The following is a 26,297-nucleotide window of genomic DNA, read 5'->3' as shown; positions in this document are numbered from 1 at the left end:
ACCTTCATAGCCCTGATACATTCCATTAATCGGCCTGACGACGCAGGAAAGCCGGGATGTCCAGGTAGTCCAGATCATCCTGTGGATTCATCTTCGCGGCAGTCGCAGCACCGGCCTGAGCCTGGTTGCGCATGACGGTCGGACGGTCCAGATCACGGTAGTTCACCGCTGGCGCTTCCTGACGAGCGGGAGCCGATTGTTGCGGCTGCGACGCCATGGAGGTGTGAACGGTGTTGTCGATGACCTTCACAGGCTTCTCGATTTTCGCGCCCAGACCTGTGGCAACCACAGTCACGTGCAGCTCATCGCGCATGTCCGGATCGATAACGGTACCGACCTTGACCATCGCGTGCTCGGAAGCGAAGGCTTCGATGATGCTACCCACGTCGGAGTACTCACCCAGGGACAGGTCAGGACCGGCGGTGATGTTCACCAGGATGCCGCGTGCACCTTGCAGGTTCACGTCTTCGAGCAACGGGTTGCGAATGGCCGCTTCGGTGGCCTCGCGTGCACGGTTCGGACCGCTGGCGCAGCCAGTGCCCATCATCGCCATGCCCATTTCGCTCATCACGGTACGTACGTCGGCAAAGTCGACGTTGATCATGCCCGGACGCTTGATGATGTCGGAGATACCGCGAACGGCACCGGCCAGTACATCGTCAGCCTTGGCGAAAGCCGACAGCAGGCTGGCGTCTTTGCCGAGGATGGTCAGCAGCTTCTCGTTGGGAATGGTGATCAACGAGTCGACGCTTTCGGACAGCAGACGAATACCTTCGTCGGCGATCTGCATGCGCTTGCGACCTTCGAACGGGAACGGACGGGTCACCACCGCAACGGTGAGGATCCCCATTTCCTTGGCCACTTCAGCAATGATCGGCGCAGCACCGGTACCGGTGCCACCGCCCATGCCGGTGGTGATGAACACCATGTTGGTGCCCTGCAGGACTTCGGCAATGCGCTCACGGTCTTCGAGAGCGGCCTGACGACCTACTTCAGGGTTGGCGCCAGCGCCGAGACCTTTGGTCACGCCGGTGCCCAGTTGCAGGATGGTCCGCGCGCCAATGCTCTTCAGCGCCTGGGCATCAGTGTTGGCGCAGATGAACTCAACGCCTTCAATGTTGCTCTTGACCATGTGATTGACAGCGTTGCCGCCGCCTCCGCCAACACCGATAACTTTAATGACCGGGCTTGCGGGGATGTTGTCTACGAGTTCGAACATTTTCCCTCTCCTTTGATTCTCTAGTTTTTTCGCCTACTGCCTGTATCTACAACGGTGCTGCGGTAATTCTTCAGAAGTTGCCTTGTACCCAGCTCTTGATGCGATCGATCAAGGCGGCTTTCGGTTCTTCATTGCTGTAGCTGTCGCGGCTGCTGATGCCCGAGAACGAAATCCCGTCGGACTGCTTTTGCAGGCCGTACATCAACAGGCCGACGCCGGTGGAATAAATCGGGTTGCGCACCACGTCGTCGAGGCCCTTGACGCCATGGGGCACGCCCAGGCGGACCGGCATGTGGAAGATCTCTTCGGCCAGTTCGACCGCGCCTTCCATCTTCGAAGTACCACCGGTCAGCACGATGCCGGCCGGGATCAGGTCTTCGTAGCCGCTGCGACGCAGTTCGGCCTGGATCAGCGTGAACAGCTCGTCGTAACGCGGCTCGACCACTTCGGCCAGGGCCTGGCGGGACAGCTCGCGCGGTGGACGGTCGCCAACGCTTGGCACCTTGATGGTTTCACCGGCACCGGCCAGTTTGGCCAGGGCGCAGGCGTAGCGAATCTTGATTTCTTCGGCGTACTGGGTCGGGGTGCGCAACGCCATGGCGATGTCGTTGGTCACCTGATCGCCCGCAATCGGGATCACTGCGGTGTGACGGATCGCGCCTTCGGTGAAGATCGCGATGTCGGTAGTGCCGCCGCCGATGTCCACCAGGCACACGCCCAGCTCTTTCTCGTCGTCGGTCAGCACCGAGTACGCGGAGGCCAGTTGCTCGAGAATGATGTCGTCGATTTCCAGACCGCAGCGACGCACGCATTTTTCAATGTTCTGTGCGGCGTTGACGGCGCAGGTGACCACGTGAACCTTGGCTTCCAGACGTACTCCGGACATGCCCAGGGGCTCGCGAACGCCTTCCTGGTTATCGATCACGTAATCCTGCGGCAGGGTGTGCAGCACGCGCTGGTCAGCCGGGATCGCCACGGCCTGGGCCGCGTCGAGGACGCGCTCAAGGTCGGCGGAGCTGACTTCGCGATCACGAATCGCCACGATGCCGTGAGAGTTCAGGCTGCGGATGTGATTGCCCGCCACGCCAACGAACGCCGAGTGGATCCGGCAACCGGCCATCAACTGCGCTTCTTCGATCGCACGCTGGATCGACTGCACGGTGGACTCGATGTTCACCACCACACCTTTCTTCAGGCCGCGGGACGGATGAGTGCCGATCCCGACGATTTCCAGCGTGCCGTCGTCCGCGACCTCGCCTACCAGCGCCACCACCTTGGAGGTGCCGATATCGAGACCGACGATCATTTTGCCGCTTTGCACGTTTGCCATGGGTCCTGCCTCTCTTTAATTCTTCGCGACAGCGGGTTGGGCCATCGTGGGCGCTACAGGTTCCCGCCAGCCAACAGCGAGGCCGTTGGCGTAGCGCAGATCGATGCGCGCAATGTTCGTAATCTGTTCTTTAAGCGTCTTGTCATAGATGGCAATGAAGCGGCGCATCCTTTCCACCAGTTTGCCGCGGCCCAGCAGCAGTTCGATCCCCGGGCCCGAACTGCCGGCACCGGTGGTCAGGAACCAGCTGCCCCGTTCACGCAACTCCAGGCGTGCAATCGAGAAGCCCAACGGCCTGAGCATCTGGCTCAGTACCTGGTATTGCTGCATCACTTGCTGCTGAGCCCGTTGTGGGCCGAACAGCTGTGGCAAGTGTTCGTAGTTCGCCAGCTCACGCGGGGTGAACGCCTGACCCTGGTTGTTCAACAGCGATTCATCGCCCCAACGGGCCACCGGCAGTTGTTCTTCCAGGCGGATCACCACTTGATCCGGCCATACCCGACGCACTTCGGCGTGGGCAATCCATGGCATCTGTTCCAGCTCGGTGCGCATGCTCGCCAGGTCGATGGTGAAGAAGCTCGACGCCACGTACGGGGCGATCCGCTGCTGCACCGCTTGCTGGCTGATGTAACTCAGGTCGCCCTGCACCGCGACCTTGGTGATCGGCCGGTCGGCGTACGGCAGCAATCGCTGTGCGCCTTCGTAAGTGCCAAACCCCAGCGCCACCAATATCACTGGCCAGAACAAGGCTTTGAGAAAACCAAAATTGGCTTTCGGCAGGCGCGCGGACATCGGCTCTTTGGCCACCATTCGGCTGGCACCCCGTGGCACCGGCTTGCGGCCGGGTGCTGGTGGGGGCTGATGTCTTAGCTGTGCGCCCTGCATGGTCTTAACCTCGCGGCTCTTCGTTGCCGGCAACACTCGCCGCCAAAATTGCCAGGACCAACTGCTGGAAATCCAGACCGGCAGCACGGGCCGCCATCGGCACCAAACTGTGATCGGTCATGCCCGGTGCGGTGTTGACTTCGAGGAACCAGAACTGCCCGTCGGCGTCCTGCATCACGTCTGCCCTGCCCCAACCGGCGATACCCAGCGCCTCACAGGCTTTCGCCGTGAGGTCCATCAGTTCTTTTTCCTTGGTGCTGTCGAGGCCGCACGGAATCCGGTACTGGGTATCGGAGGCCAGGTACTTGGCGTCGTAGTCGTAGAAACTGTGCGTCGTGCCCAGGGCAATCGGTGGCAACACCTGGTCACGCAGGGTGGCGATGGTGAACTCCGGACCTTGAATCCATTGCTCGACCAACACTTGCGAATCGTAGGTACTGGCCGCTTTCCAGGCGTCGATCAACTCCGACGCGGACGTCACTTTGGCCATCCCGATACTTGAACCTTCATGGGCCGGTTTGACGATCAAAGGGAAGCCCAGTTCCGTCGCCGCCGAAATACAATCGGCCTCGGAACTCAGCACCGCGTGGCGTGGCGTCGGAATGCCGAGGCTGTGCCAGACCTGCTTGGTGCGCAGCTTGTCCATGGCCAGTGCCGAGGCCAGAATGCCGCTGCCGGTATACGGAATGCCCAGGCATTCCAGCAGGCCTTGCATGCTGCCGTCTTCACCGCCACGACCGTGGAGGATGACGAAGGCGCGGTCGATTTTTTCGTTGAGCAAACGCTGCAACAGGTCATCGCCCACGTCGAGGCCGAACGCGTCCACGCCGGCGCTTTGCAGCGCTGCGAGAACCGCGTTACCCGACTTCAGGGACACCTCGCGCTCGGCACTCTTGCCGCCGAACAGCACGGCGACGCGGCCGAAGTCTTTCGGCGCGATTGTGGAGACGAGGTTGGCGTAAGCAGCAGTCATTTCAACTTCCCCACACTTGGCGCAACAACGGCGCCAGCGAACAACGGACTTTTCAACAGTTTCGGTGCGAGACCGCCGATATCACCGGCGCCCTGGCACAGCAGGATGTCGCCGGCACGCAGCAGCGGCTTGACCACCGGCGCGAGGTCGACACCGCGCTCGATGTAGATCGGATCAAGCTGACCGCGCTGACGGATGCTGTTGCACAACTTGCGGCTGTCAGCGCCCGGGATCGGCTCTTCGCCCGCTGGATAGACTTCCATCAACAGCAGGACGTTGGCGTCGGCCAGTACATTGACGAAATCGTCGTACAGGTCGCGGGTGCGGCTGTAACGGTGCGGCTGGTAGACCATCACCAGGCGGCGCTCCGGCCAGCCACCGCGCACGGCTTTGATCACGGCGGCAACTTCGGTCGGGTGGTGACCGTAGTCATCGACCAGCATTACGCTGCCGTCTTCGACCGGCAGTTCGCCATAGACCTGGAAGCGTCGGCCGACACCCTGGAACCCGGACAGGCCCTGGACGATGGCTTCGTCGCTGACGCCTTCGTCGGTGGCGATGCAGATGGTGGCCAGCGCGTTCAGCACGTTGTGGTTGCCCGGCATGTTCACCGAGACTTCCAGCGGCTCGCGGTCAGGACGCAGCACAGTGAAGAAGGTCTGCATGCCCTGCTGACGCACATTGATCGCGCGCACGTCGCAGTCATCACCGAAGCCATAAGTGACGGTCGGACGTTTGACCTGCGGAAGAATTTCACGCACCACCGGGTCGTCCAGGCACACCACGGCCAGTCCGTAGAACGGCAGGTTGTGCAGGAACTCGACGAAGGTTTTCTTCAGTTTGTTGAAGTCACCGTCGTAGGTCGCCATGTGGTCGGCGTCGATGTTGGTGACCACGGCCACCAGCGGCTGCAAGTGCAGGAAACTGGCGTCGCTTTCATCGGCCTCGGCGATCAGGTAACGGCTGGTGCCGAGCTGGGCATTGGTGCCCGCAGCATTCAGACGGCCACCGATGACGAATGTCGGGTCCAGGCCTCCGGCGGCGAACACCGAAGCGATCAGGCTGGTGGTGGTGGTTTTGCCGTGCGTACCGGCGACGGCGATGCCGTGGCGATAGCGCATCAGCTCGGCCAGCATCTCGGCGCGCGGCACCACTGGAATACGGCGTTCCAGCGCAGTGGCGACTTCCGGATTGGAAGTGTTCACGGCACTCGACACCACCAGCACGTCGGCGGCGGCAGCGTTTTCGGCGCGGTGGCCGATGAAAATCTGCGCGCCGAAAGACTCGAGACGTTCGGTCACCGGCGAAGCTTTCAGGTCGGAACCGGACACTTCATAGCCCAGGTTCAGCAACACTTCGGCGATCCCGCACATGCCCACGCCGCCGATACCGACGAAGTGGATGCGACGGATGCGGCGCATTTCCGGTTGCGGCATGGCTTTCTGATTCTCAACCATGGGCCACCTCCAGGCAGGTATCGACCACGTTACGGGTCGCATCGGGTTTGGCCAGGCGGCGTGCCGCAGTGGCCATGTCGGTGAGTCGTTGTGGTTGCATCAGGACCTCTGTCAGGCGTGCGGCCAGATCCGCTGCGCCAGTCGTTCTTTGCGGCATCAGGAAGGCAGCGCCTTCACGGGCCAAATAATCGGCGTTGCGGGTCTGGTGATCGTCGATCGCGTGGGGCAAAGGCACCAGCATCGAGGGCAGACCGGCGGCGGCCAGTTCACTGATGGTCAACGCGCCTGCGCGGCACACCACCAGGTCGGCCCAGCCATAGGCGTGGGCCATGTCTTTGATGAAAGGCTGCACTTGCGCCTCGACGCCAGCCGCGCGATAGCGCTCTGCAGTCACTTCATCGTGGTTTTTGCCGGCCTGATGGAACACTTCCGGGCGCAGGTCGGGGGCGACGTGCGACAGGGCTTCAGGCAGCAATTTGTTCAACGGTTCTGCGCCCAGGCTTCCGCCCAGGATCAGCAAACGCGCCTTGCGACCGGCCAGGGCTGGTCGCGGTGTGTCGAGGAACAGCTCGGTGCGCACCGGGTTACCGGTGGTCCGGCGGCTGTCCGACAGGGTAAAGGTGTCGGGGAACGCTTCACAGACTCGGGCGGCCAACGGCACCAGCAACCGATTGGCGGTACCGGCCACGGCGTTCTGTTCGTGAACGATCACCGGCACGCCGGCCAGTTTGGCTGCAACGCCGCCAGGGCCGGTCACATAACCACCGAAGCCAACCACGCACACCGGCCGCAGCTGGCGAATGATCGCCCGCGCCTGCCAGATCGATTTGAGCAACATCAACGGCGCCTTGAGCAGGGACAATTTGCCCTTGCCGCGCAGACCGCTGGCGTTGATCCGGTGCAGCTCGATACCGGCCATCGGCACCAGATCGTTCTCGATGCCACGCGGCGTCCCGAGCCAATGCACGGTGTAACCGCGCGCCTGGAATTCGCGAGCACAGGCCAGCGCCGGGAACACGTGGCCACCGGTGCCGCCCGCCATGATCAAAACGTTAGCGCCCATGGGTCGACTCCTCGGCGAAGTCGCTCTCATGAAACTCCATCTCTTCGCTGCCGAGGTGGGTTCGACTCTCCCACTCGATGCGCAGCAACAAGCCGAGACAGGCACAGCAGATCACCAACGAACTGCCGCCATAACTGAGGAACGGCAGGGTCAGGCCCTTGGTCGGCAGCAGGCCGACGTTCACCCCGATATTGATCAGGAACTGACCGATCCACAGGAACGACAAGCCGTACGCGATGTAGGCAGCGAAAAACTGCTTGGCTTTCTCGGCCCAATAACCGATGTACATGCCACGAACACAAACGAAGACGAACAGCGCCACGGTGCACAGGGAACCCACGGCCCCCAGCTCTTCGGCCAGGACCGAGAACACGAAGTCGGTGTGGGCTTCCGGCAGATAGAACTGTTTCTGCACGCTGTTGCCCAGGCCCACGCCCAGCCATTCGCCGCGACCAAACGCGATCAATGCCTGCGACAACTGATAACCGGCACCGAACTGGTCGGCCCACGGATCGGCAAAGTTGGTCAGACGCGCCATTCGATACGGCTGCACTTGAATCAGCAACACCACCGCCGCGACCGCCAGAACCACCATCAAGGAAAAACGGAACAGCCCGACCCCGCCGAGGAACAGCATCGCCGCAGCCGCCCCCATCATCACGACGGTGGCACCGAAGTCCGGTTCCATCAGCAACAGGCCCGCCATCGGCAGCAGCACGATGAACGGCTTGAAGAAGCCCATCCAGCTTTCACGCACTTCTTTCTGGCGACGCACCAGATACCCGGCGAGGTAGATCACCACGAACACCTTGGCGATCTCGGAAGGCTGAACGTTGAAGAAACTGAAACCGATCCAGCGCATCGACCCGTTCACTTCACGACCGATCCCCGGAATGATCACCATCACCAGCAAACCGAACGCACCAATCAGCATCAGCCAGCCCAGGCGTTGCCAGGTAGCGATCGGAATCATCATGGTGACGATGCAGGCACCCAGGCCCAGCACTACGTAAATCAGGTGGCGAATCATGTAGTACAGGGCACTGCCCGACTGCACGGCCGCCACTTCGGTCGAGGCCGAGGCAATCATGACCAACCCGAGGCCGAGCAAGGCCAGGCAACCGGCGAGCATTGGGAAATCGAGGTCGATTCCGCGCCCGGTAATGAGCGGCGAAGGGTACGGCTTGATGATGTTAAGCAGGCTCATGCCAGATCCTCCACGGCGCGGACGAACTGGTGACCACGGTCTTCGTAATTCTTGAACATGTCGAAACTGGCGCAGGCCGGAGACAACAGCACCACGTCGCCCGGTTGCGCAGCGGCGCGGCATTGCTCCACCGCTTCGATCAGCGAACCGGCGCGGATCAGCGGCACGGCATCGCCAATGGCTTCACCGATCTTGTCGGAGTCGCGGCCCATCAGGATCACGGCGCGGCAATTGGACGCCACCGGATCACGCAGATCATTGAACTCGGCGCCCTTGCCGTCGCCGCCAGCGATCAGCACGACCTTGCCGTCGATGTCCGCGCCCAGACCTTCGATGGCCGCCAGTGCGGCGCCAACGTTGGTGGCTTTGGAATCGTTGTAGTAGCTCACGCCGTCCAGGTCACGGACCCACTGGCAGCGATGTTCGAGACCGGCGAACGTGCGCAGGCTCGACAGCATGGCGTCGAATGGCAGGCCGACCGCGTGGCCCAAGGCCAATGCCGCCAGGGCGTTGGACTGGTTGTGGGCACCGCGAATTTTCAACTCGCGCACCGGCATCAGGTTCTGGAATTCGAAGGCCAGGTATTTCTCGCCGTCCTCTTCCCGGATACCAAAAGCCTTGAAATCGGGTTTGCTCAAACCGAAGGTCCAGCAAGGCTGGCCCTCACCCATCAACGGACGGCTAAGGGCATCCTGACGGTTAACCACGAACTGTCTGGCGCCACGGAAGATCCGGTGCTTGGCCAGGTGATAGGCCGGCAGACCGCTGTAGCGGTCCATGTGGTCTTCACTGACGTTGAGCACGGTCGCCACTTCGGCGTTGAGTTGGTCGGTGGTTTCGAGCTGGAAGCTCGACAGTTCCATCACGTACAGCTCGACGTCATCGCTGAGCAGGTCCAGCGCCGGGGTGCCAAGGTTGCCACCGACGGCGACACGCTTGCCGGCCGCAGCCGCCATCTCGCCCACCAGGGTGGTCACGGTGCTTTTCGCATTGGAACCGCTGATGGCCACAATCGGCGCCTTCGCGTTACGCGCGAACAGCTCGATGTCGCCGGACAATTTCACGCCACGGGCAGCAGCGGCCTGCAGGGCCGGGGTCGCCAGCGCCAGGCCGGGGCTCACGTAGAGCTCATCGGCACGGCACAGGAATTCGACGTCCAGCTCGCCACAACGCACTTCCACGTGCGGATAGTCACGCTTGAGCGTGGCCAGTTCCGGTGGATTGTCCCGCGTATCGGCGACGGCAAACGACGTGCCCCGGTTCGCCAGGAAGCGAACCAGGGACATGCCGCTCTTGCCGAGGCCGACAACGATGCGGAAGTGGTCAGAAGCGATCAGAGACACTCTTTCTACCTCAGCTTCAGGGTGGCAAGGCCGATCAGCACGAGAATCACGGTGATGATCCAGAAACGGACAATCACGCGCGGCTCGGGCCAGCCCTTGAGTTCAAAGTGGTGGTGAATCGGCGCCATGCGGAACACACGGCGACCGGTCAACTTAAAGGAAGCAACCTGAATGACCACCGACAGGGTTTCCATCACGAACACACCGCCCATGATGAACAGGACGATTTCCTGACGGACGATCACCGCGATGGTGCCCAGGGCCGCGCCCAGCGCCAGTGCGCCGACGTCGCCCATGAAGACTTGTGCCGGATAGGTGTTGAACCAGAGGAAGCCGAGGCCCGCACCGATCAACGCACCGCAGAACACGATCAGTTCGCCTGCGCCCGGTACATACGGGATCAGCAGGTATTCGGCGAATTTCACGTTACCCGACAGGTAGCAGAAAATCCCCAGGCCGCCGCCGACCATCACGGTCGGCATGATCGCCAGGCCGTCGAGGCCGTCGGTCAGGTTGACCGCGTTGCTCGAGCCGACGATCACGAAATAGGTCAGGACGATGAAGCCGGCACCCAGCGGAATGCTGTAGTCCTTGAGCATCGGCAGGATCAGGGTGGTTTCGACCGGTGTCGCGGCGGTCATATAGAGGAAGATCGCCGCGCCCAGGCCGAACACCGACTGCCAGAAATACTTCCAGCGGCTCGGCAGGCCTTTAGAGTTTTTCTCGATCACCTTGCGATAGTCATCGACCCAGCCGATGGCACCGAACAGCAGCGTCACCAGCAACACGGTCCAGACATAGCGGTTGCTCAGGTCAGCCCAAAGCAAGGTGCTGACGCCGATGGACGACAGGATCAGCGCGCCACCCATGGTTGGCGTGCCGGATTTGGACAAGTGCGATTGTGGGCCGTCGTTACGAACGGACTGACCGATCTGACGGTTCTGCAACGTGCGGATCATCCACGGGCCATAGCACAGCGACAGGACCAGCGCGGTCAGCACACCGAGAATCCCGCGCAGGGTCAGGTACTGGAAGACCGCGAAGCCTTTGTAGAACTGTTGCAGGTACTCCGCTAACAGCAGCAGCATCAATGTTTCTCCAGACTGGACCCGCACAAAGCGGCGACGATGTTTTCCATCGCAGCGCTGCGCGAGCCCTTGATCAAAATGGTGGTGTTTGTGTCTTGTTCGGCGCCGAGGGCCTTGATCAATTCAGCTTGGGTGCTGAAGTGAAGAGCCTGCTCGCCGAAAGCCTTCACGGCGTGGGTCATCATTGGCCCGACCGCGTAAAGTGCGGAAACCTTGCCACGGGCATACTCGCCCACGTCGCGGTGCCCCTGCTCCGCCCAATTGCCCAACTCGCCAATATCTCCGAGCACCAAAACGGTGCGACCGGAAAAGCCGGCGAGTATATCAACGGCGGCGCACATGGAGGTGGGGTTCGCGTTGTAAGTGTCATCAATCACGCGCATGCCATTGCTGGCCAGTTGCGCAACGGTGCGACCCTTGACCGGCTGCACCGCGCCAAGGCCGGTGGCGATGCCGAACAACGACACGCCCAGGGCGTGCGCGGCAGCGGCGGCAGCCATGGCATTGGCGACGTTATGGGTGCCGAGCAGGTTCAGCTGAACGCGCTCCACACCGTCCGGGCTGTGCAGGTTGAAGGCCGGGCAACCGCGAGCGTCGCGGTCCAGGTCGCTGGCGTAGAAGTCGGCGCTGACGTTGCTCAGGGCGAAGGTCAGGACTTTGCGACCGGCGGCGCGGGTCTTCCAGATCTCGAATGCCTTGTCGTCAAGATTGAGCACAGCGACGCCATCGGCCGCCAGCCCTTCAATAATCTCGCCTTTGGCTTCAACGATTTTTTCCGGCCCGCCGAACTCGCCGACGTGGGCGGTTCCGGCGTTGTTGAGCACGGCCACGTGGGGTTTGGTCATGCCGACGGTGTAGGCGATTTCGCCAAGACGCGAAGCACCCAGTTCAATCACGGCAGCGGTGTGTTCCGGCGCGAGTTCGAGCAAGGTCAGCGGCACGCCGAGGTCATTGTTCAGGTTGCCGCGGGTCGCCAGCACCGGACCGCGCGTGCGCAGGATGCTCGCGAGCATTTCCTTGACCGTGGTCTTGCCGCTGGAACCGGTGATGGCCGCAACCGGATGGGTAAACGCTGCGCGATTCATCGCACCCAGTTGACCCAGCGCCTGACGGGTGTCCTTGACCAGCATTTGCGGCAGCGCGCTGTCGGTGACTTCGCGTTCGACGAAGGCACCCACGGCGCCTTTGTTCGCCACGTCGTTCAGATAGTCATGGCCGTCGAAGCGCGGACCGGTCAGGGCAATAAAGAGCTGGCCCGGTTTGATTGCGCGGCTGTCGATGCTGACGCCATCGAACGTGGCATCGGCCGCGATCAATTGTGCATTCAGTGCGCCGGCCAGCTCGCTCAGTTTCAAGGCTTTAAGCATGAGCCACCTCCCACGCGGTCAAGGCATGATCGGCTTCGACCAGATCCGAGAAGTCATGGCGATGGCCGTTGATTTCCTGATAGTCCTCGTGACCTTTACCGGCCAGGACAATCACGTCATCCACCGAAGCGCCGGCGATCAACTGCGCAATCGCCTGACCACGGCCGGCGACGAAGCTGACCTTATCCACATCGGTGAAACCGGCGCGGATGTCGTCGAAGATCACGGCCGGGTCTTCGGTACGCGGGTTGTCATCGGTGACCAGCACGCCATCGGCCAGACGCTCGACCACTTCCGCCATCAGCGGACGCTTGCCGCGATCGCGATCACCACCGCAACCGAACAGGCACAGCAACCGGCCCTTGGCGTGCGGACGCAGGGCCATCAATACTTTTTCCAGCGCATCCGGGGTGTGGGCGTAATCGACCACCACCAACGGCTGAGTGCCACCGCCAAGACGCTGCATGCGTCCGGCCGGGCCTTCGAGTTTGGGCAGGACCTTGAGGATTTCGTCCAGCGCGTAGTCGAGGCCTAGCAAAGCGCCGATCGCGGCCAACACGTTGCTCAGGTTGAAGCGACCGAGCAAGGTGCTGCGCAGGTGGTGCTCGCCCTGCGGCGTGACCAACGTGGCGCGCACGCCTTCGTCATTGAACTGCGCTTCGCGGCAATACAGGTAGGCGCTGCTGTCGAGCAGGCTGTAGGTGATCAACCGCGATTCGCGTTTTTCGGCAGCCAGTTGCCGGCCGAAATCGTCGTCGAGGTTCACCACCCGGCATTTCAGATTGTCCCAGGCAAACAGCCTGGCCTTGGCTTCGCCGTAGGCCTGCATGGTGCCGTGGTAATCCAGGTGATCGCGGGACAGGTTGGTCATCACCGCCACATCGAACGCCAACGCGGTGACGCGCCCTTGGTCCAGACCGTGGGAAGACACTTCCATGGCCACGGCTTTGGCGCCGGCCTTTTTCAGGTCAGCCAGGGTCGCTTGCACGGCGATCGGGTTCGGCGTGGTGTGCAGGCCGCTTTCCAGCGCGCCGTAGAAACCGGAGCCCAATGTGCCGACGATGCCACAGTGTTGGCCGAGCAAATCCAGCGCTTGCGCAACCAGCTGGGTCACGCTGGTTTTGCCGTTGGTGCCGGTCACGCCGACCAGATTCACGTGGCGGCTCGGTTCACCGTAAAAACGCCCGGCAATGTCCGACAGTTGCGCCGCCAGGCCTTTGACCGGAATCAGCGGCACGTCAGTGATCGGCAGCACGGTCGCGCCTTCGACTTCATAAGCCACTGCCGCGGCGCCGCGCTGCAAGGCGTCGGTGATGTGCGCGCGACCGTCAAACTTGCCGCCGGGGACAGCAAGAAACAGATCACCTGCCCGTACGTTACGGCTATCCAGTGCCAATTCGCGGATCAACAGATCGCGGCCGGCGTGGGCGAAAATTTTGTTCAGACTCAGAGACATCAGCCGCGCCCTCCATTGGCTTTCAGCGGAACGACCGGTGTTGCGTTGGCCTGTTGCACCGGCGGCAGGTTGTCCGGCGTGACGTTCATCAGGCGCAAGGTCCCGGACATCACTTTGCTGAACACCGGCGCCGATACCAGGCCACCGAAGTAGCCGGCTTTGGTCGGTTCATCGATCACTACCACAATGGCGTATCGCGGATCGCTCATCGGGCCGAAGCCTGCGAACAGCGAACGGTAGGAATTCTCGGCATAGCCTTTGGTGCCGACCGACGTTTTACGCGCCGTACCGGACTTGCCGCCGACGTGATACGCCGGCACCTGCGCACGGAATACACCGCGCGGGGCTTCGATCACTTGTTGCAACATGGTCTGCATGGTTTTCGCCACGGCTTCCGGCAGCACTTGCGTGGTTTGCGGCGCCTTGTCGGTCTTGATCAGGGTCAGCGGCGCGAGGCGACCGTTGTTGGCCAGGGCCGAGAAGGCGTGAACCAACTGGATCGCGGTCACGGAAATACCGTAGCCGTAGGACAACGTGGCGGTTTCAGCCTTGCGCCATTCGCGGTAGTTCGGCAGGTTGCCCACGCGCTCGCCCGGGAAGCCGAGGCCGGTGTCCTGGCCGAGGCCGACTTTCTGTGCCAGGCGGAAAATGGTTTCGCCGCCGATATCGAACGCGACTTTACTCATGCCGACGTTACTGGAGTTGATCAGGATGCCGGTCAGGTCGAGTACCGGACCTTCGGTCTTGGATACGTCCTTGATGGTGTACTTGCCAATCTGCAAGCTGCCCGGGTACACCTCAACGGTGTCGGTCGGTTTCCAGCGACCGGTTTCAATCGCGGCGCTCATGGAAATCGCTTTCATGGTCGAACCCGGTTCGAACACGTCGATCATCGCGCGGTTACGCATCATCGCCGGTTGCAGGTTGCGACGGTTGTTCGGGTTGTAGGTCGGCTGGTTGACCATGGCGAGGATCTCGCCGGTCTTCACGTCCATGATCACCAGGCTGCCGGCCTTGGCGCCGTTCTCGATGATCGCGTTGCGCAGCTCGCGGTTGGCCAGGTATTGCAGACGCAGGTCAATGGACAACGCCAAGGGCTTGCCGGCCTTGGCGTTTTTGGTCACCTGAACATCTTTGATAAGTCGACCGCGCCGGTCCTTGATGACCTGCCGCTTGCCGGGGACCCCGGCCAGCCATTCGTCATAAGCCAGCTCGACACCTTCACGACCGTGGTCATCGATGTCGGTAAAGCCGACCATGTGCGCCGTCACTTCACCAGCCGGGTAGAAACGGCGGAATTCTTCGATGCCGTAGACGCCCGGTACTTTCAGGTCGAGCACGGACTGGCCCTGCTCAGGCGTCAGCCCGCGCACCAGATAAATGAATTCTTTGTTGGCCTGGGCTTCGAGACGTTCGGTCAGGGCTTTTGGATCCTGTCCCAACGCGGCCGCCAATGCAGGCCACTTCTCTTTGGCCAGCTGCATTTCTTTCGCGTTGGCCCAGAGGGTAGTGACCGGTGTACTGACAGCCAAAGGCTCGCCGTTACGGTCGGTGATCAGACCACGGTGAGCCGGAATCGGAATGTGACGAACGCTGCGGGCATCGCCCTGGCCTTTCAGGAAGGCACGGTCGACTACTTGCAGGTCAATGATACGCCAGCAAATCGCCGCGACCATGACGCCGAGCAAACCCAGCACCAGGCGAAAACGCCATGGAAACAGTGCGCCTTCGAGTTTCATCATGGCGCCACCATCTGCACGTCGGCGGCACCAGGAATGTGCATTTTCAGTTGTTCGGTTGCCAGCACTTCGATGCGGCTATGCGCAGTCCACGTACTTTGCTCCAGGATCAACCGGCCCCATTCCGCCTGCGCCTTGTCGCGCACGCTCAACTCGTTGTACAGCGAGTTCAACAGTTGGCGGTTCCAGTGAGCGCTGTACGACACGCCGATGGCCGACACGAGCACGCCAACAAACAGCAGCAGCATGAAAAAGCTTCCGCCGGGCAGTGGCTTGGCGAAAAGCTTGCTCACCGCAGCTTCTCCGCCACGCGCATGACGGCGCTACGGGAACGTGGGTTGGCTTTGAGTTCGGCCTCGGAGGCGGACTGCGCTTTGCCATGGACTTTGACTTTCGGTTCGAAAGCGACGTGACGGACCGGCAGGTTGCGCGGCAGGTTGTCGGCTTCGCCTTTCACCAGCTTGCGCATGAACAATTTGACGATGCGGTCTTCCAGCGAATGGAAACTGATGACCACCAGACGGCCGCCGATTTCCAGGCATTCCAGCGCGGCTTCGAGGCCGGCTTCCAGATCGCCCAGTTCGTTGTTGACGTGGATACGCAGGCCCTGGAACGCACGGGTCGCCGGGTTCTTGCCCTTTTCCCACGCGGGGTTGGCGACTTTCAGGACTTCAGCGAGATCACCAGTGCGCTCAAACGGCTTGATGTCGCGACGCTCGGCCACGGCACGGGCCATGCGGCCGGAGAAACGTTCTTCGCCATATTCCTTGAACACCCGGGCGATTTCTTCCACCGGCGCGGTATTGACGAATTCGGCCGCGCTGATCCCGCGGGACGGGTCCATGCGCATGTCCAGCGGACCATCGTTGAGGAAACTGAAGCCGCGTTCAGGGTCGTCGAGCTGCGGCGAAGAAACGCCCAGATCGAGCAAAACGCCGCTGACCTTGCCGGCCAGACCGCGCTCGGCCACTTCCGAACCGAGCTCGGCAAAGCTGCGCTGCACAACGACAAAGCGGCCGTCTTCGGCCGCTAGCGTCTGCCCGGTGGCAATCGCTTGAGGATCCTTGTCGAATCCGAGCAACCGACCCTCTGGACCGAGCTGGCTGAGGATCAGCCGGCTGTGCCCGCCGCGACCGAACGTGCCGTCCAGATAGCAGCCATCAGGGCGTACGGCGAGAGCCTCGACGGCTTCGTCAAGCAGTACGGTGATGTGGTTAAAGCCGCTATCAATAGTCACAGGATCAAATCACGCAGTTCATCAGGCATGGCGCCCGGTTGTTGAATAGCAGCCAGGTCAGCGGCAGAAACCGCATCCCAGGCATCCTCGTCCCACAATTGGAACTTGTTCAGTTGGCCTACCAGCATCGCGCGCTTATCCAGCCGGGCATATTCACGAAGACGCGGCGGAACCAGAAAACGACCACTGCCATCGAGTTCGAGGTCGACGGCATTACCAATCAGTAAACGTTGCAGGCGGCGGTTCTCTTCGCGAAGCGAAGGCAGTGCGCGCAGTTTGGTTTCAATAATTTCCCACTCATCGAGGGGGTAAACACACAAACACGGATCAACGGCATCAATTGTGACGATTAACTGACCGGAACTACGCGAAACGAGCTCGTCACGGTACCGGCTCGGCATGGCGAGACGGCCCTTTGCATCGAGACTGATAGCGTTAGCTCCGCGAAACACGTCAGCGTTTCTCCAAATATTAGCGTTTTGCGTTCAAAAAACCCACTTCATGCCACTTTCCGCCACTTGCGCACACTATAGGAATGCGGCCACCGCACCGTCAAGGCGCGGATTAAAGGAAAACCCTTACAGAACTGAGATTTAGGAGCGTATTAGGAGGGGTAACGAGAATCCGGGGAATGAATCTGTCCAATAACTTGAATCAGCACTGAAGGCTGCGTTCAGAAGTTAAAGTAATTTGTTAAGAGTAAGATTTTTTCGGTATTACAAAAGAGAATATGCGATGGATTGTGCAAGGAGGGAAACTGCCATTACGAGCGCCCTGTTCATCATTCAAACAGGGAGGAAAAAAAGGTGGAGAGTCGATCTGTAAGCCGGGTTCTGTCTTGAACAGTCATTCGTCTACGATGGCCATCACTGGACATCTTTAGCAACCTACCCGGTCCCAGCGCGGGCCACGCCTTGGGACCCTATTTGGTCTTGCTCCAAGTGGGGTTTACCTAGCCACGAACTGTTGCCAGACGTGCGGTGCGCTCTTACCGCACCTTTTCACCCTTACCGGCGCCGAAGCGCTTAGGCGGTTATTTTCTGTGGCACTTTCCGTAGGCTCACGCCTCCCAGGCATTACCTGGCACTTCGCCCTATGGAGCCCGGACTTTCCTCCCCCCCCTAATTTTCATAGAGGGCAGCGACTGTCCGATCGACTCTCCGCCGCGAAGGTTAACGGCAGAGCGCCCGAAGAACAAGCGCTAAACGCCTGAAGCCACTCCAGCACGTCGGGTTTTACTCGCCCTTCTGTTTATCCAGCGCGACCTGATACAGAACATTCTTGCGCTCGCCGGTAATCTGCGCCGCCAATGCTGCGGCACGCTTGAGCGGCATTTCTTCGAGCAACAGGTTGAGGATGCGCATGGCTTCACTGCTGACAGCGTCCTCGGTTTCGGGGGCCGACCAACCCGCCACCAACACCACGCATTCACCGCGCTGCTGATTGCTGTCCGACTCGACGAACTCACGCAGCTCGGCCAATGGCAGGCCTTTCAGGGTTTCGAAGGTTTTGGTCAGTTCCCGCGCCAGCAACGCCGGACGCTCGGGACCAAAGACCAGTTCCATGTCTTGCAGGCATTCAAGAATGCGGTGCGGAGCCTCGTAGAAAATCAGCGTGCGCGGCTCTTCTTTTACCAGCTCCAGTCGAGCACGCCGCCCAACAGCCTTGGCCGGCAGGAAGCCTTCGAAGATAAAACGATCCGACGGCAGACCCGCCGCCGACAACGCCGCGATCAATGCACAGGCACCCGGAACCGGCACCACGTTGATCCCCGCCGCGCGGGCCTGACGCACCAGGTGATAACCCGGATCGGAAATCAGCGGCGTGCCGGCATCGGAGATCAGCGCCACATCGTCGCCGGCGAGCAGGCGGGTAATGAAGCGGCTACCTTCATCCCGTTCGTTGTGTTCATGGCAGGCCGCCAGCGGCGTGGGGATGCCGAAGTGCTGCATCAACCGTTGGGAGTGACGCGTGTCTTCGGCGGCGATCAATGCCACTTCGCGCAGGATCTTCAGCGCGCGCGCACTGATGTCGTCCAGGTTGCCGATGGGCGTCGCCACCACATAAAGCGAGCCAGCAGCGGAATTCAAAGCACCTGGAGCAGTCAAAGCGCACACCTCATGATCGGTAAAAGCCGCCATTGTAGCGCGTAGCGATGTTTCCGATACGCGCAAGCAAGCCCGGTTTGTTCAAGCTTTTGTGCAGTGCTGCAACATTTGCACGAGCTAAATTGATCGATTCACGCCAGTAACATCGCGCCCCGGCCAGTGCTTGGGTACAATTCCACGCTTATTTGATCGAGTATCAGGAACACTACATGATCGCTTGCCTGCGGCTGTTCACTGCCCTCTGCCTCGCTGCCTTGCTGGCGGCTTGCGCCAGCTCGCCCTCTTCCAGCCTTGGCGAACTTCCACGGACCCCGGATGCCAGCATCGAGCAACTGCTCGATCAGGCCGCCAAAAGCAAAACGCCGGAGCAAGCCGCGCTGCTTCGCCTGAGTGCGGCAGACCTGGCTTATCGCCAGGGCAATGCCGGACAGTCCGCGCAAATCCTGCAACAAGTGCCGGTCGAACAGCTCAAGCCTGGCCAACAGGTGTTCGCCAGCACCCTGGCGGCTGAATTGGCCATGGTGCGCAATCAGCCAAAAGCAGCGCTGACTGCCTTGAGCCACCCGAGCCTGCAACGCTTGGGCGAATTGCCTGACGAGCAACAGGTTCGCACCGGCACCGTGCATGCCCGCGCCCTTGAGGCCGATGGCCAGACCCTCGCGGCCGCACGGGAGCGTATTTTCATCGCGCCGATGCTGAGCGGTGAAGCGGCAAGCAAAAACCACGAAGCGATCTGGACCCTGATCGCCTCACTGCCAACCGATCAACTGCAGCCGACCACCAACGACGACCTCGGTGGCTGGATGGGCCTGGCGCTGGCCGTGAAAACCGCCGGCACTGTGGAGCAGCAGCAAGCCGCGATCGACAACTGGCGCGCCCAGAACCCTAAACACCCGGCCGCCATCCAGCTGCCGCTGCCATTGACCAAACTCAAGGAACTGGCCAGTCAGCCCCTGAGCAAAATCGCCCTGCTGCTGCCGCAAGACGGCCCGCTGGCATCGGTTGGCAAAGCGCTTCGCGAAGGTTTCATGGCCGCTCACTACCAGGCTCAACAAGCCGGTCAGAAGCCGCCAGCCATCGAGTTCTACGACAGCTCGCGCCTGACTTCCCTCGACGAGTTCTATCGCAAGGCCCAGGCCGATGGCGTGCAACTGGTCATCGGCCCGCTGGAGAAGCCGCTGGTCAAACAGCTCAGCGCTCGTCCGCAACTGCCAATCACAACCCTGGCACTGAATTACAGCGAAGGCGAACAAGGCCCGGCGCAGTTGTTCCAGTTCGGTCTAGCCGCTGAAGACGAAGCTCGCGAAGTATCCCGCCGCGCTCGCGCCGACGGCCTGCATCGCGCTGCCATCATGGTGCCGAAAGGCGAATGGGGCGACCGCGTACTGAGAGCGTTCAGCCAGGATTGGCAAGCCAACGGCGGCAGCATCGTTGCCACCGAACGGGTTGACCAGCCAGTGCAATTGGCCCAGCAGATTGCCGACATGTTCCAGCTGCGCCAGAGCGAAGGCCGCGCCAAGAGCCTGCAAAGCACGGTTGGCTCGCAGGTCGCCGCCCAGCCTTCGCGTCGCCAGGACATCGAGTTCATCTTCCTGGCCGCCACGCCTCAGCAAGCCCAGCAAATCAAACCGACCCTGAACTTCCAATACGCAGGTGACGTACCGGTTTACGCCACGTCCCACGTGTTCAGTGCCAGCGGCGACGTCAACCAGTACAACGACATGAACGGCATTCGCTTTTGCGAAACTCCGTGGTTGCTGGATGCCAACGACCCACTGCGCAAGCAAGTGACCGCGCAGTGGCCACAAGCCGGCGGTAGCCTGGGTCGCCTGTATGCAATGGGCGTCGACGCCTACCGCCTGGCTCCACGCCTGGGGCAACTCAAGGCCTTGCCGGACAGTCGCATCGAAGGTCAATCGGGCAGCCTGGGCATGACTCAGAACCAGCGCGTCGTGCGTCAGTTGCCGTGGGCAGAGTTCGTCAACGGCCAGGTTCAACGCCTGCCGGATACCCCGCGCTGATGCCTGACAGGTCACGCCAGCAAAGCGGTAAAGATGCCGAGCGCCATGCGCTCGAGCACCTTCAGCAACAAGGTCTGCGCCTGCTGGCGCAGAACTGGTTGTGTAAACGCGGCGAGCTTGATCTGGTCATGCTTGATGGCGATACAGTAGTATTCGTTGAAGTTCGCTACAGAAAAAACACTCAATGGGGTGGCGCGCTCGATAGCATCGATGGGCGCAAACGGCAGAAACTGATTTTTGCCGCGCAGTATTTTCTTCAGCGCGAGTCACGCTGGGCCAATTCCCCTTGCCGTTTCGACGTGGTCGCCATCGACAGCAACCACGATCAGTTGAACTGGCTGCAGAATGCCTTCGACAGCTGATCGCGAGCGCCCCGAAACGGACACTTTCACCCAACAATTTTGCTCTTTGCTTTGCGGGCTGCACATTCATGTGCCGAGTAGCCGCGCTAATTAAGGTCACACAGATGGACATGCAATCCCGAATTCGCCAGCTTTTTCAGGCCAGTATCGACACCAAGCAAATGGCGATGGACGTACTTGCACCGCACATCGAGCAAGCCAGCCAGGTGATGGTCAACGCCCTGCTCAATGAGGGCAAAATGCTTTCCTGTGGCAACGGCGGTTCCGCTGGCGACGCTCAGCACTTCTCGTCCGAGCTGCTCAACCGCTTCGAACGCGAGCGCCCGAGCCTGCCGGCCATCGCGCTGACCACCGATAGTTCGACGATCACCTCGATCGCCAACGACTACAGCTACAACGAAATTTTCTCCAAGCAAATCCGCGCGCTCGGCCAGCCGGGCGACGTATTGCTGGCGATTTCCACCAGTGGCAACTCGGCAAACATAATTCAAGCGATTCAGGCCGCACATGATCGCGAAATGATTGTCGTAGCATTGACCGGTCGCGATGGCGGCGGCATGGCGTCGCTGCTATTGCCCGAGGACGTCGAGATTCGCGTACCGGCCAACGTCACCGCACGTATTCAGGAAGTCCACCTGCTGGCGATCCATTGCCTTTGCGACTTGATCGACAGCCAACTGTTCGGGAGTGAAGAATGACCCCTAATCGCCTAGGCCTTCTGGCCTTGACCCTGTGCCTTGGCATCAGCGGCTGCACCTCGGTGGTTAACGCCAGCCGTGAAGCGCCGATCGATGATGACCGCGGCACGCGCACCTTAGGCAGCAAGATCGACGACTCTCTGATCGACACCAAGGTGGGTGTGAACATCGCCAAGGCCGATCCGGCCCTGGACAACGATTCGCACATCGTCGTCACCAGCTTCAACGGCGTCGTGCTGCTCGCCGGCCAAACCCCACGCGCAGATCTCAAGGCCAAGGCCGAACAGGCTGCCGCCGCAGTCCAGCGCGTGAAAACGGTGCACAACGAACTGCAGGTGCTGCCACCCTCCGGTTTCCTTGCCCGCCAGAACGACACCTGGCTGACCTCCAAGATCAAGACCCAGATGCTCACCGATAAGAACATCCCGGGTTCACGCATCAAGGTTGTCACTGAGAACGGCATCGTTTACTTGCTGGGCCTGCTGACCAAACAGGAAGCGGCTCAGGCGACTAATCTGGTGCAGGGTGTTTCCGGCGTGCAGAAGATTGTGAAGTTGTTTGAGTACATCGACTGATAAACGCATGCCGGCGATGGCGACCCTTGAGATCACCATCGACCTGTAGGAGCTGCCGCAGGCTGCGATCTTTTGATCTTGAAAAACAAAGTCAAAAGATCGCAGCCTTCGGCAGCTCCTACGCCGTTTGAAAGTGGTGAAGTAATAAAAAAGGCGATCCTTTCGGATCGCCTTTTTTACTACTTCACCACTTTCAAACTGGGTCGACCGCTGGGACGCGGCGGCTCACTGTCCGGTGGCGGAAGCTCATCATCCGGCTCGATCTCTTCCTCGTCTTCCATAGGCGATTCCAGATCAAACACCATGCCCTGACCGTTCTCCCGGGCGTAAATGCCCAGGATCGATGCGATAGGCACGTACAGCGTGTGCGGCACGCCACCGAAGCGCCCTTCGAAGCTGACGGCTTCGTTGTCCATGTGCAAATGACGCACGGCGGCCGGCGATACGTTCAGGACAATCTGTCCGTCACTGGCGAAACCTTGCGGCACCTGCACCGACGGATACTCGGAATTGACCAGCATGTGCGGGGTGCAATCGTTGTCCACAATCCACTCGTAGAGCGCGCGGACCAGATAAGGTCGACTGGAGTTCATAGCGGCTCCTTAAGCCTTAGCGCATATCGCGCTCGACACCAGACAGACTCGCCTGGAAAGCCTCACGCGCAAACGAGCGCTCCATATAATCAAGCAGCGGCTTGGCAGGCCGCGGCAGTTCAATACCCAGAATCGGCAAGCGCCAGAGTATTGGCAGTAGGCAGCAATCCACCAGACTTTGTTCCTCACTGAGGAAAAACGGCTTGTCGGCGAACAGCGGCGACACGCCAGTCAGGCTTTCGCGCAGCTCTTTACGAGCCACCACGCGGGCTGCTTCCTTGGTCCGCGAATCCAGGATCAGATCCACCAGACCACACCAGTCACGCTGAATACGATGAATCAGCAAACGGCTGTTGGCACGCGCCACTGGATAAACCGGCAGTAAAGGCGGATGCGGGTAACGCTCATCCAGATATTCCATCACCACGGTCGACTCCCACAACGCCAGGTCACGATCGACCAGGGTGGGCAGGCTTCCGTAAGGGTTCACTTCAATCAGTTTAGGCGGCTGGCGACCAGCTTCCACGTAAATGATCTCTGCGCTGACACCCTTCTCTGCAAGTACGATGCGCACTCGGTGGGAATAGTGGTCGGCGGGGTCGGAGTAACAGGCCAACCGATTGGTCACGCCCATGGCGGTCCTCCTCGCTTGTTGAAATTATAGGAAGCGGAAAAACGCGCGCGCCCAGAGGGCGCCTCCCGTAACGCCTGGATGACCAGGCTCGTTACACCTTCAGAGACGCCCTTGGGCGCGCGCGATTAACAGCAATTGCTTGAAACTTTATCAGTGCACATCTTTCCAGTATTCGCGCTTCAGCAGATAAGCGAATACGAAGAAGAACGCCAGGTACAGCAAGACGTAGGTACCGATGCGCTGATGCTGCAGCTTAACCGGGTTAGCCGAGTAAGCGAGGAAGGTTACCAGATTCTTGACCTTCTCATCGAACTGCTCTTCGGTCAGAGCACCGCTCTTCGGCACGATGGTCAGCTGATCGCACGCTTCATGAGTCAGCGCGGTACCGGTCAGCGGATCATATTGCTTCTTGCCGTCTTCGACGATCTGGACCTGTTTGCAACCGACGACCTGACGACCTTGCAGGCCCACCAGTACGTTTGGCATGCCCACGTTCGGGAAGACCTTGTTGTTCACGCCCCAAGGGCGCGACGGGTCTTCGTAGAACGACTTCAGGTAACCGTAGAGCCAGTCCGTACCGCGAACACGAGCCACCAGGGTCAGGTCGGGTGGCGCAGCACCGAACCAGGTCTTGGCGTCAGCCGGCTGCATGCCGATGCTCATGTGGTCGCCGATCTTGGCGCCGGTGAACACCAGCTTCGACAGCATCAGATCCTGAGGAATGCCCAGATCATCGGCAACACGCTCGTAGCGCTGGAACTTGGCGCTGTGGCAGCCCATGCAATAGTTGGCGAATGTACGCGCGCCGTCCTGCATGGCGGCCTTGTCGGAAACGTCGATGTTGACCTTTTCCAGTTCAGGACCACCGTGTTCAGCCGCGAAGGACAGTACAGGCAAAGCAGCAAGAATCAGTACAGCAAATAGCTTTTTCATCAGCCAGTCACCCTTTCCGGAACCGGTTTTGTCTTCTCGAGCCTGGTGTAGAAAGGCATCAGAATGAAGTAGGCGAAGTACAGGAACGTACACACCTGCGACAGCAACGTACGCTCAGGGGTTGGGGCCAGTACGCCCAGCACACCCAGGATCACGAACGAGATGCAGAACACCCAAAGCCAGATCTTGCTCAACCAGCCCTTGTAGCGCATCGACTTGACCGGGCTACGGTCCAGCCATGGCAGGACGAACAGCACTGCGATGGCCGCGCCCATGGCGATAACGCCCAGGAGCTTGTCCGGAATCGCCCGCAGAATCGCGTAGAACGGGGTGAAGTACCAAACCGGAGCGATGTGCTCTGGCGTCTTGAACGCGTTCGCCACTTCAAAGTTCGGCTTCTCGAGGAAGTAGCCGCCCATTTCCGGGAAGAAGAACACGATCGAGCAGAAGATGAACAGGAACACCACCACGCCGACGATATCTTTCACGGTGTAGTACGGGTGAAAAGGAATGCCGTCCAGCGGTACGCCGTTTTCGTCTTTGTGTTTCTTGATGTCCACGCCGTCCGGGTTGTTCGAGCCGACTTCGTGCAGCGCCAGAATGTGCAGCACCACCAGACCGAGGATCACGATCGGCAGGGCAACAACGTGCAAGGCGAAGAAGCGGTTCAGGGTAATACCGGAAATCAGGTAGTCACCACGGATCCACTGGGTCAGGTCGTTACCGATGACCGGGATCGCACCGAACAGCGAGATGATCACCTGCGCGCCCCAGTAGGACATCTGGCCCCACGGCAGCAGATAACCCATGAAGGCTTCCGCCATCAGTGCCAGGTAGATCAGCATGCCGAAGACCCACACCAGCTCACGCGGTTTCTGGTACGAACCGTAGAGCAAGCCACGGAACATGTGCAGATAGACCACGATGAAGAACGCCGAAGCGCCGGTGGAGTGCAGCAGACGCAGGATCGAGCCGTACTCGACGTCGCGCATGATGTATTCGACGGAGGCGAATGCTTCTTCCGCCGACGGGTTGTAGCTCATGGTCAGCCAGACACCGGTGACGATCTGGTTGACCAGAACGAGCAGCGCCAGGGAGCCAAAGAAATAGAAGAAGTTGAAGTTCTTCGGGGCGTAGTACTTGCTGAGATGGTCTTCCCACATTTTGGTGGCGGGAAAGCGCGCATCAACCCAATCCATGAACTTGCTCATCACGCTTTCTCCGTATCGACGCCAATGACAATGATCTCATCGGTCTCATAGGAATGCGGGGGAACTGGCAGGTTCAAAGGCGCGGGTTGCGACTTGTAGACGCGGCCAGCCAAATCGTAGTGGGAACCGTGGCAAGGGCAGAAATAACCACCTACCCAATCCTTGCCCAGATCCGCAGGCGCCACTTCCGGACGGAAGGTCGGCGAGCAACCGAGGTGCGTGCAGATACCGATCAGCAGCAGAACCTCTGGTTTGATCGAACGCGTTTCCGGGTCGACATAGGTCGGTTGTGTCGAGTTCTTGGAGGTCGGGTCAGCTAGCTGGCCCTCGATCTTTTTCAGATTTCCCAGGATTTCCTCGGTACGGCGGACGATAAACACCGGCTGACCGCGCCACTCAGCAATCATCTGCTGGCCTGGCTCGATTTTGCTGACATTCACTTTCACCGGTGCACCTGCGGCTTTCGCCTTGGCACTGGGAAACCATGACCCCACGAACGGGACCGCAGCCCCCACCGCTCCTGCAGCACCCACCACGGATGTGGCTGCTACCAAGAAGCGACGCCGGCCTGCATTCACGCCGTCATTGCTCATTCAGTCCTCTCCCATCAGCTTTGTGGCCTGTTAAATCAGGCATCTACTAAGTAAAACAATGTACTTATAAAAATTTTGCCGAATGGTAATGAAAAGCCCCAATCCTGACAAGGTAATTACCGAAGGGCTCCACCGCCAAGCCTTGTAGTATAGGGGCTCTACGGCTGTGGCAAGTTGTCACAGAGCAATTCTTTGATAAATCGCG

General features: G+C 60.4%; 25 protein-coding genes and 1 other RNA gene. 4 read left to right on the top strand and 22 right to left on the bottom strand.

Going from position 1 to position 26,297, the window contains the following annotated elements; translation table 11 throughout:
- Window positions 1–25: 25 nt before the first annotated feature.
- From ftsZ to rsmI, 17 genes are all read right to left on the bottom strand, one after another.
- Window positions 26–1,219, bottom strand: coding sequence for a cell division protein FtsZ (ftsZ, locus tag ACYZTL_RS20775; RefSeq protein WP_017340680.1), 1,194 nt, complete (start codon window positions 1,217–1,219; stop codon window positions 26–28).
- 70 nt (window positions 1,220–1,289) lie between these two features.
- The gene (ftsA, locus tag ACYZTL_RS20770; RefSeq protein WP_461953318.1) at window positions 1,290–2,549 is read right to left on the bottom strand and encodes a cell division protein FtsA; all 1,260 of its coding nucleotides are present in this window, start codon (window positions 2,547–2,549) and stop codon (window positions 1,290–1,292) included.
- A 15-nt stretch (window positions 2,550–2,564) separates the two neighbouring features.
- On the bottom strand, window positions 2,565–3,434 hold the full coding sequence (locus tag ACYZTL_RS20765; protein WP_461953317.1) for a cell division protein FtsQ/DivIB: 870 nt from the start codon (window positions 3,432–3,434) through the stop codon (window positions 2,565–2,567).
- Between the two features lie 4 nt (window positions 3,435–3,438).
- On the bottom strand, window positions 3,439–4,407 hold the full coding sequence (locus ACYZTL_RS20760; protein WP_461953316.1) for a D-alanine--D-alanine ligase: 969 nt from the start codon (window positions 4,405–4,407) through the stop codon (window positions 3,439–3,441).
- Complete coding sequence (gene murC, locus ACYZTL_RS20755; RefSeq protein WP_461953315.1) at window positions 4,404–5,864, bottom strand: UDP-N-acetylmuramate--L-alanine ligase; 1,461 nt, start codon at window positions 5,862–5,864, stop codon at window positions 4,404–4,406. Before murC ends, ACYZTL_RS20760 begins: the two co-directional genes overlap by 4 nt.
- Window positions 5,857–6,927, bottom strand: a complete 1,071-nt coding sequence (murG, locus tag ACYZTL_RS20750; RefSeq protein ID WP_461953314.1) for an undecaprenyldiphospho-muramoylpentapeptide beta-N-acetylglucosaminyltransferase — start codon at window positions 6,925–6,927, stop codon at window positions 5,857–5,859. Before murG ends, murC begins: the two co-directional genes overlap by 8 nt.
- Window positions 6,917–8,134 (bottom strand): putative lipid II flippase FtsW, encoded by a 1,218-nt coding sequence (ftsW, locus tag ACYZTL_RS20745; RefSeq protein ID WP_461953313.1) that lies wholly within the window; start codon window positions 8,132–8,134, stop codon window positions 6,917–6,919. Before ftsW ends, murG begins: the two co-directional genes overlap by 11 nt.
- Window positions 8,131–9,477, bottom strand: coding sequence for a UDP-N-acetylmuramoyl-L-alanine--D-glutamate ligase (gene murD / locus ACYZTL_RS20740; protein ID WP_461953312.1), 1,347 nt, complete (start codon window positions 9,475–9,477; stop codon window positions 8,131–8,133). The genes ftsW and murD overlap by 4 nt, the downstream gene beginning before the upstream one ends.
- Before the next feature lie 5 nt (window positions 9,478–9,482).
- Window positions 9,483–10,565: a phospho-N-acetylmuramoyl-pentapeptide-transferase gene (mraY, locus tag ACYZTL_RS20735; protein ID WP_008025976.1), complete on the bottom strand. Its 1,083-nt coding sequence runs from the start codon at window positions 10,563–10,565 to the stop codon at window positions 9,483–9,485.
- On the bottom strand, window positions 10,565–11,932 hold the full coding sequence (locus ACYZTL_RS20730; RefSeq protein WP_461953311.1) for a UDP-N-acetylmuramoyl-tripeptide--D-alanyl-D-alanine ligase: 1,368 nt from the start codon (window positions 11,930–11,932) through the stop codon (window positions 10,565–10,567). Before ACYZTL_RS20730 ends, mraY begins: the two co-directional genes overlap by 1 nt.
- A complete protein-coding gene (locus ACYZTL_RS20725; protein ID WP_461953310.1) occupies window positions 11,925–13,388 on the bottom strand; it encodes a UDP-N-acetylmuramoyl-L-alanyl-D-glutamate--2,6-diaminopimelate ligase in 1,464 nt (487 codons plus the stop codon). The genes ACYZTL_RS20730 and ACYZTL_RS20725 overlap by 8 nt, the downstream gene beginning before the upstream one ends.
- A complete protein-coding gene (locus ACYZTL_RS20720) occupies window positions 13,388–15,127 on the bottom strand; it encodes a peptidoglycan D,D-transpeptidase FtsI family protein (RefSeq protein ID WP_461954347.1) in 1,740 nt (579 codons plus the stop codon). Before ACYZTL_RS20720 ends, ACYZTL_RS20725 begins: the two co-directional genes overlap by 1 nt.
- Window positions 15,127–15,420: a cell division protein FtsL gene (gene ftsL / locus ACYZTL_RS20715; RefSeq protein WP_032828607.1), complete on the bottom strand. Its 294-nt coding sequence runs from the start codon at window positions 15,418–15,420 to the stop codon at window positions 15,127–15,129. Before ftsL ends, ACYZTL_RS20720 begins: the two co-directional genes overlap by 1 nt.
- On the bottom strand, window positions 15,417–16,364 hold the full coding sequence (rsmH, locus tag ACYZTL_RS20710) for a 16S rRNA (cytosine(1402)-N(4))-methyltransferase RsmH (protein ID WP_461953309.1): 948 nt from the start codon (window positions 16,362–16,364) through the stop codon (window positions 15,417–15,419). The genes ftsL and rsmH overlap by 4 nt, the downstream gene beginning before the upstream one ends.
- Entirely contained in the window at window positions 16,361–16,816 is a 456-nt protein-coding gene (mraZ, locus tag ACYZTL_RS20705; RefSeq protein ID WP_008025967.1) for a division/cell wall cluster transcriptional repressor MraZ, read from the bottom strand. Before mraZ ends, rsmH begins: the two co-directional genes overlap by 4 nt.
- A 354-nt stretch (window positions 16,817–17,170) precedes the next feature.
- An RNA gene (gene rnpB, locus ACYZTL_RS20700) (RNase P RNA component class A) lies at window positions 17,171–17,524 on the bottom strand.
- 75 nt (window positions 17,525–17,599) lie between these two features.
- Window positions 17,600–18,505 carry a 16S rRNA (cytidine(1402)-2'-O)-methyltransferase gene (gene rsmI / locus ACYZTL_RS20695; protein WP_461953308.1) on the bottom strand — a complete coding sequence of 302 codons (906 nt, stop codon included), beginning with the start codon at window positions 18,503–18,505 and terminating at the stop codon, window positions 17,600–17,602.
- 176 nt (window positions 18,506–18,681) lie between these two features.
- On the opposite strand from rsmI, the gene ACYZTL_RS20690 reads away from it, so the two are divergent.
- The 4 genes from ACYZTL_RS20690 to ACYZTL_RS20675 all read left to right on the top strand — a co-directional run bounded on the left by ACYZTL_RS20690 (window position 18,682) and on the right by ACYZTL_RS20675 (window position 22,128).
- Window positions 18,682–20,493, top strand: coding sequence for a penicillin-binding protein activator (locus tag ACYZTL_RS20690; protein WP_461953307.1), 1,812 nt, complete (start codon window positions 18,682–18,684; stop codon window positions 20,491–20,493).
- Entirely contained in the window at window positions 20,493–20,855 is a 363-nt protein-coding gene (locus ACYZTL_RS20685; protein WP_461953306.1) for a YraN family protein, read from the top strand. Before ACYZTL_RS20690 ends, ACYZTL_RS20685 begins: the two co-directional genes overlap by 1 nt.
- Before the next feature lie 104 nt (window positions 20,856–20,959).
- Window positions 20,960–21,553, top strand: coding sequence for a phosphoheptose isomerase (locus tag ACYZTL_RS20680; protein WP_008025961.1), 594 nt, complete (start codon window positions 20,960–20,962; stop codon window positions 21,551–21,553).
- Window positions 21,550–22,128, top strand: a complete 579-nt coding sequence (locus ACYZTL_RS20675) for a BON domain-containing protein (RefSeq protein ID WP_214378574.1) — start codon at window positions 21,550–21,552, stop codon at window positions 22,126–22,128. Before ACYZTL_RS20680 ends, ACYZTL_RS20675 begins: the two co-directional genes overlap by 4 nt.
- A gap of 179 nt (window positions 22,129–22,307) precedes the next feature.
- Here the strand turns inward: ACYZTL_RS20675 and ACYZTL_RS20670 are convergent, their stop codons facing one another.
- The 5 genes from ACYZTL_RS20670 to petA all read right to left on the bottom strand — a co-directional run bounded on the left by ACYZTL_RS20670 (window position 22,308) and on the right by petA (window position 26,092).
- Complete coding sequence (locus ACYZTL_RS20670) at window positions 22,308–22,721, bottom strand: ClpXP protease specificity-enhancing factor (protein WP_461953305.1); 414 nt, start codon at window positions 22,719–22,721, stop codon at window positions 22,308–22,310.
- A 16-nt stretch (window positions 22,722–22,737) separates the two neighbouring features.
- Entirely contained in the window at window positions 22,738–23,355 is a 618-nt protein-coding gene (locus ACYZTL_RS20665; RefSeq protein WP_007905304.1) for a glutathione S-transferase N-terminal domain-containing protein, read from the bottom strand.
- Between the two features lie 150 nt (window positions 23,356–23,505).
- A complete protein-coding gene (locus ACYZTL_RS20660; RefSeq protein ID WP_461953304.1) occupies window positions 23,506–24,288 on the bottom strand; it encodes a cytochrome c1 in 783 nt (260 codons plus the stop codon).
- Window positions 24,288–25,499 (bottom strand): cytochrome b, encoded by a 1,212-nt coding sequence (locus ACYZTL_RS20655; protein WP_461953303.1) that lies wholly within the window; start codon window positions 25,497–25,499, stop codon window positions 24,288–24,290. The genes ACYZTL_RS20660 and ACYZTL_RS20655 overlap by 1 nt, the downstream gene beginning before the upstream one ends.
- Complete coding sequence (gene petA, locus ACYZTL_RS20650; protein ID WP_247292083.1) at window positions 25,499–26,092, bottom strand: ubiquinol-cytochrome c reductase iron-sulfur subunit; 594 nt, start codon at window positions 26,090–26,092, stop codon at window positions 25,499–25,501. The genes ACYZTL_RS20655 and petA overlap by 1 nt, the downstream gene beginning before the upstream one ends.
- Window positions 26,093–26,297 lie beyond the last annotated feature (205 nt).

This window comes from Pseudomonas sp. LB3P81 (assembly GCF_054897965.1).
The sequence above is the reverse complement of the archived record's forward strand: the minus strand, read 5'-3'. Positions and strand labels throughout refer to the sequence as shown.